General features: G+C 63.1%; 15 protein-coding genes and 1 pseudogene. 11 read left to right on the forward strand and 5 right to left on the reverse strand.

Annotated elements, in window-relative coordinates:
* Positions 1–885, forward strand: an 885-nt coding sequence (locus CA951_RS39800) for an IS630 family transposase (protein ID WP_087562100.1), incomplete at its 5' end; no start/stop codon positions are given.
* Positions 886–975: 90 nt separating this feature from the next.
* Entirely contained in the window at positions 976–2,298 is a 1,323-nt protein-coding gene (locus CA951_RS39805; protein ID WP_143543182.1) for a WD40 repeat domain-containing protein, read from the forward strand.
* A gap of 29 nt (positions 2,299–2,327) precedes the next feature.
* On the opposite strand, the gene CA951_RS39810 is transcribed toward CA951_RS39805, so the two are convergent.
* Genes CA951_RS39810 through CA951_RS39820 form a run of 3 tightly spaced genes read right to left on the reverse strand, consistent with a single transcriptional unit; the run spans position 2,328 to position 3,461 of the window.
* Positions 2,328–2,621, reverse strand: coding sequence for a hypothetical protein (locus CA951_RS39810; protein WP_087562102.1), 294 nt, complete (start codon positions 2,619–2,621; stop codon positions 2,328–2,330).
* Complete coding sequence (locus CA951_RS39815) at positions 2,618–3,034, reverse strand: hypothetical protein (RefSeq protein ID WP_218780564.1); 417 nt, start codon at positions 3,032–3,034, stop codon at positions 2,618–2,620. Before CA951_RS39815 ends, CA951_RS39810 begins: the two co-directional genes overlap by 4 nt.
* A 46-nt stretch (positions 3,035–3,080) precedes the next feature.
* Positions 3,081–3,461, reverse strand: a complete 381-nt coding sequence (locus CA951_RS39820; RefSeq protein WP_087562104.1) for a TIR domain-containing protein — start codon at positions 3,459–3,461, stop codon at positions 3,081–3,083.
* 294 nt (positions 3,462–3,755) lie between these two features.
* Between CA951_RS39820 and CA951_RS39825 the strand changes: the two genes are divergently transcribed.
* Positions 3,756–4,115 carry a hypothetical protein gene (locus CA951_RS39825; protein ID WP_087562105.1) on the forward strand — a complete coding sequence of 120 codons (360 nt, stop codon included), beginning with the start codon at positions 3,756–3,758 and terminating at the stop codon, positions 4,113–4,115.
* A 24-nt stretch (positions 4,116–4,139) separates the two neighbouring features.
* Here the strand turns inward: CA951_RS39825 and CA951_RS39830 are convergent, their stop codons facing one another.
* On the reverse strand, positions 4,140–4,526 hold the full coding sequence (locus tag CA951_RS39830; RefSeq protein ID WP_087562106.1) for a helix-turn-helix transcriptional regulator: 387 nt from the start codon (positions 4,524–4,526) through the stop codon (positions 4,140–4,142).
* A 103-nt stretch (positions 4,527–4,629) separates the two neighbouring features.
* Here CA951_RS39830 and CA951_RS39835 point away from each other — a divergent pair, with 103 nt between their 5' ends.
* The 5 genes from CA951_RS39835 (at position 4,630) to CA951_RS39855 (ending at position 9,750) form a co-directional block, all read left to right on the forward strand.
* Positions 4,630–5,937: an IS256 family transposase gene (locus tag CA951_RS39835; protein WP_087555433.1), complete on the forward strand. Its 1,308-nt coding sequence runs from the start codon at positions 4,630–4,632 to the stop codon at positions 5,935–5,937.
* A gap of 590 nt (positions 5,938–6,527) precedes the next feature.
* Positions 6,528–7,733, forward strand: coding sequence for a hypothetical protein (locus tag CA951_RS39840; RefSeq protein ID WP_256974278.1), 1,206 nt, complete (start codon positions 6,528–6,530; stop codon positions 7,731–7,733).
* A gap of 68 nt (positions 7,734–7,801) precedes the next feature.
* Positions 7,802–8,134, forward strand: a complete 333-nt coding sequence (locus CA951_RS39845) for a hypothetical protein (RefSeq protein WP_087562108.1) — start codon at positions 7,802–7,804, stop codon at positions 8,132–8,134.
* 120 nt (positions 8,135–8,254) lie between these two features.
* Positions 8,255–8,887, forward strand: a complete 633-nt coding sequence (locus CA951_RS39850) for a hypothetical protein (RefSeq protein ID WP_087562109.1) — start codon at positions 8,255–8,257, stop codon at positions 8,885–8,887.
* Between the two features lie 83 nt (positions 8,888–8,970).
* Positions 8,971–9,750 (forward strand): alpha/beta fold hydrolase, encoded by a 780-nt coding sequence (locus CA951_RS39855; protein ID WP_256974280.1) that lies wholly within the window; start codon positions 8,971–8,973, stop codon positions 9,748–9,750.
* Position 9,751: 1 nt separating this feature from the next.
* Here the strand turns inward: CA951_RS39855 and CA951_RS39860 are convergent, their stop codons facing one another.
* Positions 9,752–10,534, reverse strand: coding sequence for a helix-turn-helix transcriptional regulator (locus CA951_RS39860; protein WP_087562111.1), 783 nt, complete (start codon positions 10,532–10,534; stop codon positions 9,752–9,754).
* A 789-nt stretch (positions 10,535–11,323) separates the two neighbouring features.
* On the opposite strand from CA951_RS39860, the gene CA951_RS39865 reads away from it, so the two are divergent.
* The 3 genes and pseudogenes from CA951_RS39865 to CA951_RS43870 form a co-directional block, all read left to right on the forward strand.
* Complete coding sequence (locus CA951_RS39865; protein ID WP_087562113.1) at positions 11,324–12,031, forward strand: SAF domain-containing protein; 708 nt, start codon at positions 11,324–11,326, stop codon at positions 12,029–12,031.
* 45 nt (positions 12,032–12,076) lie between these two features.
* Positions 12,077–12,856 (forward strand): hypothetical protein, encoded by a 780-nt coding sequence (locus tag CA951_RS39870; protein ID WP_256974279.1) that lies wholly within the window; start codon positions 12,077–12,079, stop codon positions 12,854–12,856.
* Positions 12,853–13,066, forward strand: a pseudogene (locus tag CA951_RS43870) (type II/IV secretion system protein); the annotation flags it as partial. The gene CA951_RS39870 and the pseudogene CA951_RS43870, both read left to right, overlap by 4 nt.

Consider the following 13,066-nt stretch of genomic DNA (forward strand, 5'->3'; position numbering starts at 1 on the left):
CCGCCGGTGTACACGCCCACGGAGGTGGCCCGGGTCAAGGCGTGGGCGTGCGAGTTGCCGGCCGAACACGAATTGCCTCTGTCGCGGTGGAGTGCCCCGGAATTGGCCCGTCAGCTGCTGATCGATGGGATCGGGGCCTCGGCGTCGACGGTGCGCCGCTGGCTCGCCCAGGACGCCCTCAAACCCTGGCAGCATCAGTCGTGGATCTTCATCCGGGACCCGCGGTTCGAGGCGAAGGCCACCGTCGTCCTCGATCTCTATGCCCGCAGCTACCAGGGCGTCGAGCTGGGCGCGGACGAGTACGTGATCTCTGCGGACGAAAAACCCTCCATCCAGGCCCGCCGACGCTGCCATCCCACGCAGCCGGCCGGCAAAAGCCGTCCGATGCGCGTCAATCACGACTACCGCCGTGGTGGGGCCCTGGCTTATCTGGCGGCCTACGACGTACACCGGGCCACGGTGTTCGGCCGGTGCGAAACCACCACGGGCATCGCCCCGTTCACCGCCCTCGTCGACCAGGTCATGGCGCAGGAACCGTACGCCTCTGCCGCCCGGGTGTTCTGGATTGTCGACAACGGGTCCTCGCATCGCGGCCGGGCCGCGATCGACCGGCTGGCCGCCAGGTATCCGAACGCGGTGATGGTCCATACCCCGAAGCACGCCTCGTGGCTGAACCAGGTCGAGATCTTCTTCTCGATCATCCAACGCAAAGTGCTCTCGCCCAACAATTTCGAAGATCTTGATGCTGTCGAACGGCGCTTGCTCGCCTTCGAGGACCGGTACAACGCCACCGCCGTGCCGTTCAAGTGGCGCTACACCACCACCGACCTCCACCGACACCTCGAACGACTCGACCACCACGACCGAACCCTGCAAGCGGCATGACCCCCGACGAATTAATGAATCCAACCACTTAGCCCAGACGGGCAACGCGCCCTCGGAACTGACGACGTAGATACGAGGGACGAACGGTCGGTGCAGCTTTCGAATACGGCGGTGCGGGTGTGGGATACGGCTACCGGTCAGCCTGTTGGTCCACCGATGGTGCATCAGGAGCCAGTAACCAATTTCGCGTTTAGTCCGGATGGGAAGCGCATAGTCTCCGGCAGCCGCGACCGTACCGTGCGGATTTGGGACGCGGCCACCGGCGAGCAGATCGGCCCAGCCATGATTGGGCACGGAGACTCGGTGGGGGGTCTGGCGTTCAGCCCGGACGGGGAGCGCGTCGTCTCGACGAGTTACAACGACCGCACAGTGCGTGTATGGGATGCAACACCCGAGCCGATGGGTGTACCCATGACCGGGCACCAGGGACCGGTAGATGCTGTTGCATTCAGCCCGGACGGGCGTCGTGTTGTCTCCGGCGGTAGTGACGACACCGTGCGGGTGTGGGATCCGGCCACCGGCCAGCAGATCGGTCTATCGATGACCGGGCAACCGGAATCGGTGACCAGCGTGGCGTTCAGCCCGGATGGTCGCCGTATTGGCTCTGGCAGTTACAAAGGCATGCAGATGTGGGATGCGACCACTGGCCAGCAGATCGGTCCACAGGTGGCCCGCTCTCCCAGAATCGCATTTAGCCCCTATGGGCAAACCTTCGTCTCCGGCGGGGTCGACGGCACGGTTCGAGTGTTGGGCGCGACTACCGGTCAGCAGGTTGGCCCGACGATGACCGGACACGAGAATGAGGTGACCGGTGTGGCGTTCAGTCGGGACGGTCAGCGCATTGTCTCGGGTAGTTATGACGGCACTGTGCGGGTGTGGGACGCGACTACCGGAGCGCAGATCGGCCCGCCGATGGCTGAACACGCTGGCCAGGTGTGGAGCGTGGCGTTCAGCCCAGATGGCCAGCGCGTTGTTTCCGGCAGCCGAGACAACACGGTGCGGGTATCGGACGCCACGACGGGTGAGCAGATCGGTCCGACGATGGTTGGGCATCAGGAGAGGGTGGTAGGGGTGACGTTCACCGCGGACGGCAACCGCATCGTCTCGGGGAGCTGGGACGGCACCGTGCGCGTCTGGGATGCGACCACTAGTCAACCAATCGGCCCACCGATGACCGGACACGCGGGAGCGGTGACGGGCGTCGCGATCACCTCTGATTCTCGCAAAATTGTCTCCGGTGGCGTGGATGGCACCCTTCGGGTCTGGCCCGGCCCCGAGACATGGCCAGAGGAATTGTGCGCCAAGCTCACTTACAACATCAGCCACCAACAATGGGACGACTGGGTCTCGCCAGACGTTGACTATATGGAGGTATGCCCCGGCCTTCCGGTCGCGCCCGATGGTTCTCGTTAAGCAGGAGCGGAAGTCCGCCTCGTGAACCCCTACTCGTGAGCTAATTGTGACGAAACCTCTCGGATCGCGTCGAGAAAGGGAGCGTCTTCGCTCTGCTTTTCCTCGGAGAGTTCGTCAAAAGGGACGATCGCTGGGTGCTCGGGATTTTGAGTGATCATCCATACGGACCACGCGTTATGGACGTCTGCGAGCCTGGTGTTTATGCCTTGTCCGAGAGCGAGGATCGCGTACAGCCGGTAGAGGTCGGCGCCGTGTGTGTCCGGCCTATAGGAAGGATCGAGCGTGTCTTCGATCATCGCGGCTACGCGGTCGATGTAGTTCATGTCCGGGCCGCCAACACGAGTACTGCGAGGTTCATCGCGGCGAAGATGCCTGGAACAACCCGTTCAACAGTTCCGAGTTCGGCGTAACGCGGCCTCCACCTCTCCACGTGGTCCGATTTCAGGGACTTCCACTCGTCCGAGAATATTCGGATTGTCATGTGCTCGCCCTCGATGCTGTTGATGACATCGAATTTTGCCTTGTTGAGCTGCCGGTAGCTGCGGAGTTGGAGCCACCATACGAGTGCGACGACGATCCCGAGTATCGACAGGATCGATGCGCGTCCTTCCCCGAGAGCGGGGCCGTTGTCCGAAACCTGTAGCAGTGCGGGTACACCAAGGATCAAGGTCTCAAGAGAGAGATAGAACTGGTTCGCCAGACCTCGCCGTGCCGATACCCGGTCCGCCATCTCCACTGCGAGCTTGTATACATCGAGAATCTCTGAGGGAGGAGGACTATCGCTACCGGGCACCGTTGATCAAGGCTTTCAAATTGGGCCATGTCCAGTTGTAGAGCTTGTCGGTCGATAGTGCGGCCGACGGCTTGAGCGAGCCTGTCTGATAGCCGGCGAGGAGGAAGTAAGGTGTGCCTTCCTCACGCGTGATTCTCATCTCGACGTCGATACCCGTGGCGCTGCTGGTATTCCTTCCGCACAACACGATCACCTGATCCGCTCTCCGGATCCGACTCCGAGCATCGTCGCGCCATCCGGGACTTGCTGTCTTAATGGACCAGTCCGCCACCTCGAACGGCGAGTCATCGTGTCGGGCCTGCCCGATTAGTAGATCCTTCAGTCGCGCGTCGTTGTCGTAGTCGAAGCTGACGAACACATCCACTGCCATGCCGCAGTATCTCCTCTTCCATTCATCCGCCGCCCGTACATACGCGTGGCGTCCTGGAGCCTACGAACCTGCGGCCCGGCCTGTCTACGCGGGCCGTCGTGTCGTACGAGTGGTCGCGGTGCAGGGGTCTTCCCTCCGTGTTTTCCCTCCGCCGCTTCCCCAGTCTTCTTGGGATGAGTGGCACGGGAACTCATGTATCTGGGCCTTTCGAAAAAGATGCCTACGTCTGTCACTCAAGGCTGCTCGATCGGATCTTCCTCCTGATAGAAGCCCATTTCAGGAGGAGATTTTTCTATGCACCCGACTCAGCCGCAGCGGTCCGTTCAACCTGTACAGAGTGCCGCAGGCCTTTCTGACCAGGATCAACTTTCTTTGTTGATGGTGGCCCCATTGATTCTGGGCCTCCTTGTCGCGGCTCTTCCAGCGATGTCGACCAGGGCAACTGCGTGGCTGCTCGCTCACGAGCTCATCGTTGCGGCCTCGGCATCACCGCTGGTGACTATCCCTGGCACGGAAGGTGCCGGCCTCGACTTCCGCCGGCTGATCATCGTCGCGGCAGTTCTGGTGCTCGCTGCGACTCTGGCTCTCAGCGGAGCGCGGCGCTCGCTCGATCGTCGCCGGCAGCAGCGGTTGCGCCGCGGGGACAGTGCATGAGTACGGGGGTGATTGTTTGCCGAGCTATCGAGAAGGAAGCGGTCGATTCCGTGCGCGGAGGAATGCGTCGCGGATTGTGCGTTCTTCCAGGTGCAGAGCCTCAGCGATTGCAGTGGCGTGTCGATCGGACAGGCTTCCTTCACCCCGCTCGATTCGGCCGATGGTGGTGGTGCTGAGTCCGGTTCGGTTTGCGACGTGTTTCTGCGTCAATCCCGCAAGATTCCGCAGGTCGGCGATGGTCCGACTGTCTTCCGGGACGACGACGAGGCGGTCGAGGGGTATTCCCAACTTTTCGGCGGCCCGGGCGAGGTGGTCGGGCTGAGGGTGCGTTCGCGAGGTTTCCCAGTTGTGGATGGTGGTCGGGTCGACGCCTATTGCGCGGGAAAGGTCGCCGCGCGGAGAAATGATCAATACCTGTGGATCGGGGAGGGCGCACCTTCCCGGATGATGATCTACGAGAAACCCGGTATTCGATCAAGACCAGCGCGGCAACGCTGGTTGGGAAGGTACGCCCGTGCTCACGGTAGTACACGACAACGACCAGTCCAACGACGACAGCGGGCGATCGTTGCTCGACGAGATCGTCCGCGATGGTGCCCGGCAGATGCTCGCAGCCGCCCTGCAGGCAGAGGTCGCCGCCTATATCGAACAGTTCGCTGATCAAGTCGACGAGAACGGTCGCCGCCTGGTGGTGCGCAACGGCTACCACCACGAACGCGACGTCCTGACCGCCGCTGGTGCGGTCAACGTGAAGGCCCCGCGGGTCAACGACAAGCGTATCGACCCGGACACCGGCGAGCGACAGCGCTTTTCGTCCGCGATCCTGCCGGCCTGGGTGCGCAAGTCCCCGCAGATGAACGAGGTCCTACCCTTGCTTTACCTGCACGGGCTCTCCACCAGCGACTTCGGTCCGGCACTCGAGCAGTTCCTCGGATCGGGTGCCGGGCTCTCGGCGGCCTCGATCACCCGGTTGGCGACCCAGTGGCAGGACGAGGCCAAGACCTTCCAGGATCGGGACCTCTCCGGCACCGACTTCGTCTATCTGTGGGTCGACGGCATCCACCTCAAGGTCAGGCTCGAGCAGGAAAAACTGTGCCTGCTAGTGATGATCGGTGTCCGCGCGGACGGACGCAAGGAGCTCGTCGCGCTCACCGACGGGTACCGCGAGTCCACCGAGTCGTGGGCGGACCTGCTGCGGGACTGCCGACGCCGCGGCATGACCGCCCCGGTCCTCGCGGTCGGTGACGGTGCCCTGGGGTTCTGGAAGGCGCTGCGGGAGGTGTTCCCCGAAACCCGAGAGCAGCGGTGCTGGTTCCACAAGCAGGCCAACATTCTTGCTGCGCTACCGAAGTCGGCACATCCCGGGGCGCTCGCGGCGATGAAGGAAATCTACAACGCCGAGGACATTGACAAGGCGCAAGTGGCGATCAAGGCCTTCGGACTCGACTACGGCGCGAAGTATCCGAAGGCGGTGAAGAAGATCACCGACGACATGGATGTGCTGCTCGAGTTCTACAAGTATCCGGCCGAGCACTGGGTGCATCTACGGACGACGAATCCCATCGAATCTACCTTCGCCACGGTGCGGCTCCGGACCAAGGTCACCAAGGGCCCCGGATCCCGTGCGGCGGGACTTGCCATGGCCTACAAGCTGATCGACGCCGCCCAGGCTCGCTGGCGGGCGGTCAACGCACCACATCTGGTCGCGCTCGTCCGAGCCGGCGCCGTGTTCCACAAGGGGAGACTGCTCGAGCGACCCACCGACATCACCCCCGCCACCTCACCTGCCGAGCCCACCAACTCCGGATCGGAGGTCGCCTGAAACTCACTCATCCACAGGTATTGACAATATCTCCGCCGCGCGTGATTCCGGCAGTAGTGCGCGCGTCTTCGAGGGCCTGGGGCTTGAAGCCGTTCAGGGGCGCTCTCACTGCGATTTTCCGTTCATCGCTGGACATCCTATTGAAGATGTAGATACCATCGTTACATACCGGGTTTTAATTCCAGTGGTAAATGCGATGCGGTGCAGCGCTGACGATCACTCGCTGAACTCGAACCCGGTGCGCTCGAGTACGAACAGTTCCCACGTACATGCGGCCTGACCAGCCGCTAAACGGAAGAGAGCATCCGATGACGACTACCGTTTCAGCTGCCCCACCCTTGTCCCAGACTTCTGCGCATCGACGCGACGCATGCTCGTCCGTATGCGCCACTCAGCTAGCTAGACTGAATGCAGCCGGATTCCCCGCCCGGTCTGCTTTGCCCAGTCGCGACGACGGGTGGTTCCAGACATCGCGACAGTCGGGTTTAGGGGGACGTGACGGGCAGGCTTGGACACCTGCCCGTCACGTCGATACATCTGTCGACACGGTTGATGTGCGCTACCACATCAATGCCCTGATGTGCGCTGGCATGACGACCGCTCTGATCGCTGACCTGGCCTCTGTGCCGGTCGCGATAATCCGGTCGCTGAGGAGCACTTCGACTCGCACTACCACCTCCGCCATCGCGGACGCGATCCTCTCGATCACTTTTCACCCGAGCCGTGGGCGTGATCTGACCCCAGCAGTGGGGGCTCGCCGCCGACTGCGCGCACTCAACGCCATGGGCTACGGCGATCCGAGCCTCGCTCAACGGTTGAACGTCGAGGTCGACGCCGTCACCTCGATGCCGGAAAAAGGTCTCATCCCGAGCGAGCTGTGGGAAGCGGTCGACGAGATCTACGACGAGCTTTCCATGCGCCCCGGACCCGACGCCGACCTCCGTGAACAAGCACGCGCAGCAGGACTGGTGCCGCCCCTCGGATGGGACGACGACGAGATCGACAATCCTAAGGCGCGTAGTCACGAGCGCGAGCGGGCCACGGGAGCGGTCGCGTCCGACGAGGTCGTCATCGTTCGTCGCCTGAGCGGCGAACAAGTCCCCATGCGCAACTGCGAACGACGAGAAATCATCCGGATGGCCTACGAGCAGCGCTGGTCACCGAGCCTCCTCGCGGACAAGCTCGCCATCAAATACGACTCGGCCGTGACGGAGCTGAGCCGGTACCGCCGAGCTCTCGTCCAGACGGACGCCGCCGGTACCGATTCCACGGCGAAGACGTCGACCCCGACCGACGCGCCTACGGGGGAGCGTGGAAAGGGCGAGACTGCCGCAGTCGCTGCCGCGGCCGATCTGACAGACGCACCCGACTCTGACTCTCCGCGAGAAACAGCAGCTACGTCGGATGCCGGCGAGTCACAGTCGCCCGCCGGCTCCAGGGTGAACGCGCCGGCGCGGGCTTCCGCCAACCGAGTGAGTGCGATCAGGCGCCGCTGGACCGGCGCCTTCACGACAAGCGCACAGTTCCACGAGGCAACGATCGGTGCTCGTTCAGCGCCGGAAGGTGGGGTGCCAGGGAGCTGGCCGCTATCCCGGCGCTCGAAGCTATGGCGGCTGGCCTGCCAGTCGGGTTCAACGAGAGCCGTAGGTGCCGAGCAGAATTGGCCTCACTCAGACGAGCGATGGCGGCTGTCGTCGGGGTTGCCCCTCTTCGCGTCAACGATGGCATCGCCTCGCCGAACAGGCATCGGCACCCCGACTAGGCAGGCCTTGTTCCAGTTCGCTGATACCTGTTGACGCCGGCGACCGTGTGAGGCATTGCTCTGCACCCCCGATCTCGACCCTTTTGAAGGAGACCAGACCCAATGGCCCTCATAGAAATCCCCGAGGACTTCCACACGGCGTTCATTGCGGCCGCCCACGACGCGAACGATCACAACGACCTCGACCTCGCCATTGACGAGGACCGCACATACATCGCCCTCAGCAACCTCTGCCCCGGATTTTCCCCAGCTCTTCGGCTCATCACCCGCGGTGAGCATGAAGCCACGGTCGAAATCTGGTCCATCGTCGACCACCAACGAGACGACGGCAGCTGGGAGCGCACCGAGGGGGTCGATGCCACCACTGCGGTCGACCTCGCCGATCCAACCGACGCTGCCAAGCGCGCCGTCGAGTGCTGGTTGACAACGCTCTGACCTCGGTCGGACTCGGTCGTGCACGCTCCGCAGTGCGGCGTTTGGTAATTACCCACAACAGGTTTCAACCCTGCGCTTGACCCTCACGTCCCTTACGGGACACGGAGACGGGAAACGATCATGCATGAGTCATTTTCTTCCGCTCTCAACGAGATGTCGGTCGCCGATGCAGTGATGCAGCTGGCGTCCGGAACCGTTGAACTCGCGCTCGAAGACGCGCCCGAGTTCGCTCGCTGGTGCTGGTGCTGGTTCGCCGACGTGCTCGACTCAAACTGGGGCTTGACCGGCAGGCTCCCGGCCGCCGGCGACGATGTACTCGACGCACTTGAGCGCGTCGCCGGTATGTGCCGAACATCGGAAACGAAGGCGCTCAGCCCCGACGCGTGGCGGGCGGCGTACGAGGCCACGGAGAGATTGGCCCACAGCTCGGCCGTAACCAGTTCAGGGGCCACCTATCTGGCACTTTCGGCGGCGAACGACATCGCCCTCGAATGCATCGACGAAACGCACCCCGAGTTCACAGTCGCGATAGCGCTGGCATTCGAGTCCCTCGCCGCCTGTGCGGCGGACTCCGCGGTAGCGCGATGCTGGATCGCCCGCGCTCTGACCGAGTGGACGAACCGAACGCACCCAGTCGCGGGCGGCCCGCGAACGGGAGAAGCCCCACCGATCAGGGACACTCGGCAGAACGCGTCGATAGTCTCCGCAGGTTGTGGCGAGAGGGGCTTGTTGAGAGTGAGCGGCAACCTCTGAAAGGGGCACTGGCAACAGCGATCCTTGAGACTCGCCTGGACCGGGGATAGGCACCTCACCCTAGGATCGGCTACGTGCCGACAGTGACAACGCCCGACGCCGACATTTTTTACACCGACAGTGGGGGAGAGGGGCCCGTACTTCTACTCGGGCACGGGTTCTTCATGGACTCATCCATGTTCACGCCCCAGGTGCGCGATCTATCCCCGGACCTCCGGGTTGTGACCTGGGATGCGCGCCGCCACGGAAAGACTACCGATGCGGGTATGCCGTTCACATACTGGGACCTCGCACGCGACGCCCTCGCCGTCCTCGACGACCTCGGCGTCGAGAAGGCAATCATCGGGGGAATGTCCCAGGGCGGCTATACCGCGCTGCGCACAGCACTCCTCGCACCGGAGCGCACGACGGCTCTGATCTTGCTCGACACGGAAGCCTCAGCCTGTACACCCGAGCAGAAGTCCGGATACCGGGTCCTGTTCGATCAGTGGTGCAGCACAGAGCCACTCGAGCCGCTCACCAGCGCACTTGCCCCCCAACTGATCGGTGGAGAACCTGCGGATTGGACGTTGTGGATCAGCAAATGGAATAGCAGCGATCGCATGGCTGTCCGGCCAGCCGCGGAGTGCCTTATCGAACGCGACGACGTCGTGGACCGACTCTCCGACATTGATGTTCCGGCGTTGATCATCCGTGGGGAAAATGACCTGTCAGCGCCCGCAGAGAAGGCGGACGAGCTCAAAGCAGGTCTTCCTGGTGCTGCGCCAGTTGTCACGATCCCGGTGGCCGGCCATGCCGCAAACTGGACACACCCCGAGCCGGTCAACGCGGCGATCACTGCGTTCGTCAAGGCGCTCCGTTAGTTCAGGAGGCGGGGAGGCGCACTCCGAGGTACATCTGCAGCGGATACTTGCCCCGCATCTCTACGTGGACCTGCACGTGCACGCTGTATTGCTCACCAGTCTCGGCGTCGCGGAGGTGCATGAACGGCTGGTGCCGGCCGAACCGGATTTCTTCGCGTGACCACAGTTCGCGGAAGAGAGGGAAAGCGCTCAACTCTTCGAGGGTTTCCACCGCCCAGTCGGGGTTGTAGTAGCGACCCATCAGCGCGCGGAACCAGCTGACGGTCAAGGCGGCTTCCGCCTCCCACTCCACCATGACCTTCATTGATGCCGGAGTCGAGAAGAACCAGCGCAACACGTTTCCCTCGTCGACCAGTCCAGGGAACGCCTTGTCGTACGCCGAGTTACAGTCGATGACGTTCCAGCGTTCGTCGAGGTACGCCACCAGGTGCGGGTTCAGCGCCGCGATGGCGGTCTTCATGTCCGGGGTAATCAGTGTCCGATAGTCGGCGATCGTCCAGGGTGTCGTGGTGTCCTCACGCTCGGTCTGTGTTCGCCGTGCCAGATTGAAAAGGTGCCGACGTTCTGCATCATCGAGACAGAGTGCGTTGGCGGTGGCGTCGAGAACCTGTGGAGAAGGACTCGCGTCCTTAACGTTTCCTTCCAGCCGCGCGATGTAGCTGACACTCAAATAGATTTCTTCGCCCAGTTGGGCCCGAGTCATACCATCCGGGTGCTTCGGCGTTGCCCGGGTGCGCCGAGCACGAATGAAATCACCGAGACTCGGCGGACTGATCGAGTCCATTGCTTGGCCTTTCCGATAGCGAATACAGCGGCCTTACCCTACTCCCGGGGAATGTCAAGCCGTGTAGGTAACACTCTTGAGTGTTACCCCCCTGCTGGACAACGCAGTTCCGGACCTGATGGAATGTTTTCCCAGAAGACTCACAGCTGCGTGGCAGGCAGACGAGTGCGGGTCGACAGTCGCGCCGAGGGGGAGGGCCCAGGCGGGTTGCGGAGGGGAAAGCGTTTATGCCACGTGCAGCACAATGGGGTTCACGTGTGCGATCGACGGGGACGGTGCTTGGCATTCGGCTACTCGTGCTCGACGTCGCGCGGCACGGATCGCTAGTCGTGCTGAGGCGATGGTCGGCCCAAACAGAGACTCCCAAAACGGACTGCAGGTATGTTTACAAAGACCATTTCGAACCTGAATGTCTATACGGGGCAATGGAAGTAGTCGGTCAACGGCATGCCGCGCAGTTTGCCCAACACCGGATGGTTGGAACCGTCGCTTCGGGCACCCTAGGTCGGGATATCGCTGGACGCAAAGATTTCCATGTACATTCCGGCGAAAACGTAGCGGCGTGCACTACTGCCATGACAAGCAACACGGTCGCCGCCCCACCGAAATCCGCCACGCAACGCAGCTGGTTCACGCGCCCAGCGGCGCCCTCACACGCACCGGACCAGTCGCACCGGATGGCGTCACCAGTCCGTCGGAGCTTTGCGCGAACTTGTCCAGGTCGCTCTCTACTGTTCGCCGTACGAAAGTGTCCGATATGTCCACACGTCCACTGTGAAGGACCACCACATGGCATCCCTGCTGACCAAGAAAATCGACAAGCTCCGCTCGTCCGGGGATGACCTGCCCCCGGCGCACAACGGCGCAGATCAGGACGACCCACCCGATCTGAATACCCGCGCGCGCGTCCGTCGACGCCCCATTTACCTGGCGATCGGTGTCGCACTCGTCGTGGTGGCAGTAATCGGCATGCTCACCGCGGTCAACGCCATGCGCGCAACCACCGATGTGCTCGTCCTGACGAACGAGGTGCAGCAAGGCGAGACCATCGAGTCCAAGGACTTGGCCGCCAAATCGGTCAACGTCGATGCCGATCTCGGGGCGCTGCCCGCCAGCGACCGCGGCCGCGTCGTAGGAATGAGTGCCAGCACCCGGTTGTCGGCCGGCACCGTCCTGCTCCCGTCCGCGATCACCGATCAGGTTGTTCCCGGGGAAGGCCTCACGATGGTCGGCATCACGGTGAGCTACAGCCACCTCCCCTCCGAGCCGATCGTCCCCGGTGACATGGTCCGTGTCGTGGACACACCACGCGACCAGGACGACCCGCCCGTACAGGGCCCGATCAACACGAAGGCGCAGGTCTACTCCACCAAGGAGATCCCCGAAGCCGGCGAGACAACGCTCAACCTGCTCGTGCCCGAGGCAGAGGCCAACTGGGTCGCCGCCCGCGGCGCAACCAAGCGGGTCGCGATCGTCCTCGACAACCGAGTGCGGTGACCGGCGATGTTTCTCGCACTGACATCCGCCTCACGCTCACCCGGTGTGAGCACCACGGCGCTCGCCCTGGCCCTGAACTCACCGACCGACCGGACTCTGCTCGTCGAAGCGGATGCCATCGGGTCCTCGCCGGTCCTGGCCGGATACATGCTCGGAAACCACTATCACGATCGTTCCCTGATCAATCTCGTCGACGCGAATCGTCACGGGCGCCTAAAAGCTGCTCTGACCGAGCAACTCATCCAGATCCCGGAATCGTCGGTGTCCTTGCTCCCGGGGCTGGTCCACTCCGCCCAGGCAGATGCGATGCGGCCCGTGTGGGGACCGTTGGGCGTCCACCTGGCCGGATTGAGCGTCGACGACACCAACGTGATCGTCGACGCCGGCCGGATCGGGCACCGCGGCGCTCCGGTCGAACTGATCGTCAACGCGACAACGATCGCAATCGTCACCCGCACCGAGCGAACAGCAATCGCAGCGCTACGCGCCTCGCAGAACGCCCTGCGACAGCAGCTCTCCGCGGTGCAATCACGGGCAAGTCTGGGGTTGATCCTCATCGGTGAGTCCCCCTACAACGCAGAGGAAGTCACGAAAGTCACCGGACTGGACGTCATCGCAGTCCTGCCCGACTCCGATGACGCCAAGGTCTTCTCGGACGGGTTGTCCATCAGCAAATGGCGCCGTCGCCGCTCGCTCTACCTGCACACCCTCCACCGCAGTACCTGGCCGAAGATCAACAAATTCGCGGTGAGCCATCAGGCGGACTTGAAGTCCGGTCCCGCGCTCAATGCGGCGCTGCCGACACTGACAGGAGAACGTCGATGAATTCCGACGACGCGACTGCGCCTCCGCAGAACAAGATCACGGAACTTCCCTTCTTCTCAGCCCCGATCCCGGACACCGAGCTCGCAGGTGAGGGTCGCAGTTCGGTATCGGAAATCACGCTGTCCGACGCCGATCCGTTTCGGTCGCTTCGCCTGCAGGAACTGCCACCGGCCAGCACTAATGGGCGCAGCGGCACTGCGCGACGGTCCG

Source organism: Rhodococcus sp. NCIMB 12038, assembly GCF_002165735.1.
Taxonomy (GTDB): domain Bacteria; phylum Actinomycetota; class Actinomycetes; order Mycobacteriales; family Mycobacteriaceae; genus Rhodococcus_F.

Coding starts and splice junctions, on each gene's coding strand:
- CA951_RS39850 (WP_087562109.1), top strand. CDS start 8,255: ATGCATGAGTCATTTTCTTCCGCTCTCAACGAGATGTCGGTCGCCGAT.
- CA951_RS39845 (WP_087562108.1), top strand. CDS start 7,802: ATGGCCCTCATAGAAATCCCCGAGGACTTCCACACGGCGTTCATTGCG.
- CA951_RS39820 (WP_087562104.1), bottom strand. CDS start 3,461: ATGGCAGTGGATGTGTTCGTCAGCTTCGACTACGACAACGACGCGCGA.
- CA951_RS39825 (WP_087562105.1), top strand. CDS start 3,756: ATGCACCCGACTCAGCCGCAGCGGTCCGTTCAACCTGTACAGAGTGCC.
- CA951_RS39860 (WP_087562111.1), bottom strand. CDS start 10,534: ATGGACTCGATCAGTCCGCCGAGTCTCGGTGATTTCATTCGTGCTCGG.
- CA951_RS39810 (WP_087562102.1), bottom strand. CDS start 2,621: ATGAACTACATCGACCGCGTAGCCGCGATGATCGAAGACACGCTCGAT.
- CA951_RS39840 (WP_256974278.1), top strand. CDS start 6,528: ATGACGACCGCTCTGATCGCTGACCTGGCCTCTGTGCCGGTCGCGATA.
- CA951_RS39865 (WP_087562113.1), top strand. CDS start 11,324: ATGGCATCCCTGCTGACCAAGAAAATCGACAAGCTCCGCTCGTCCGGG.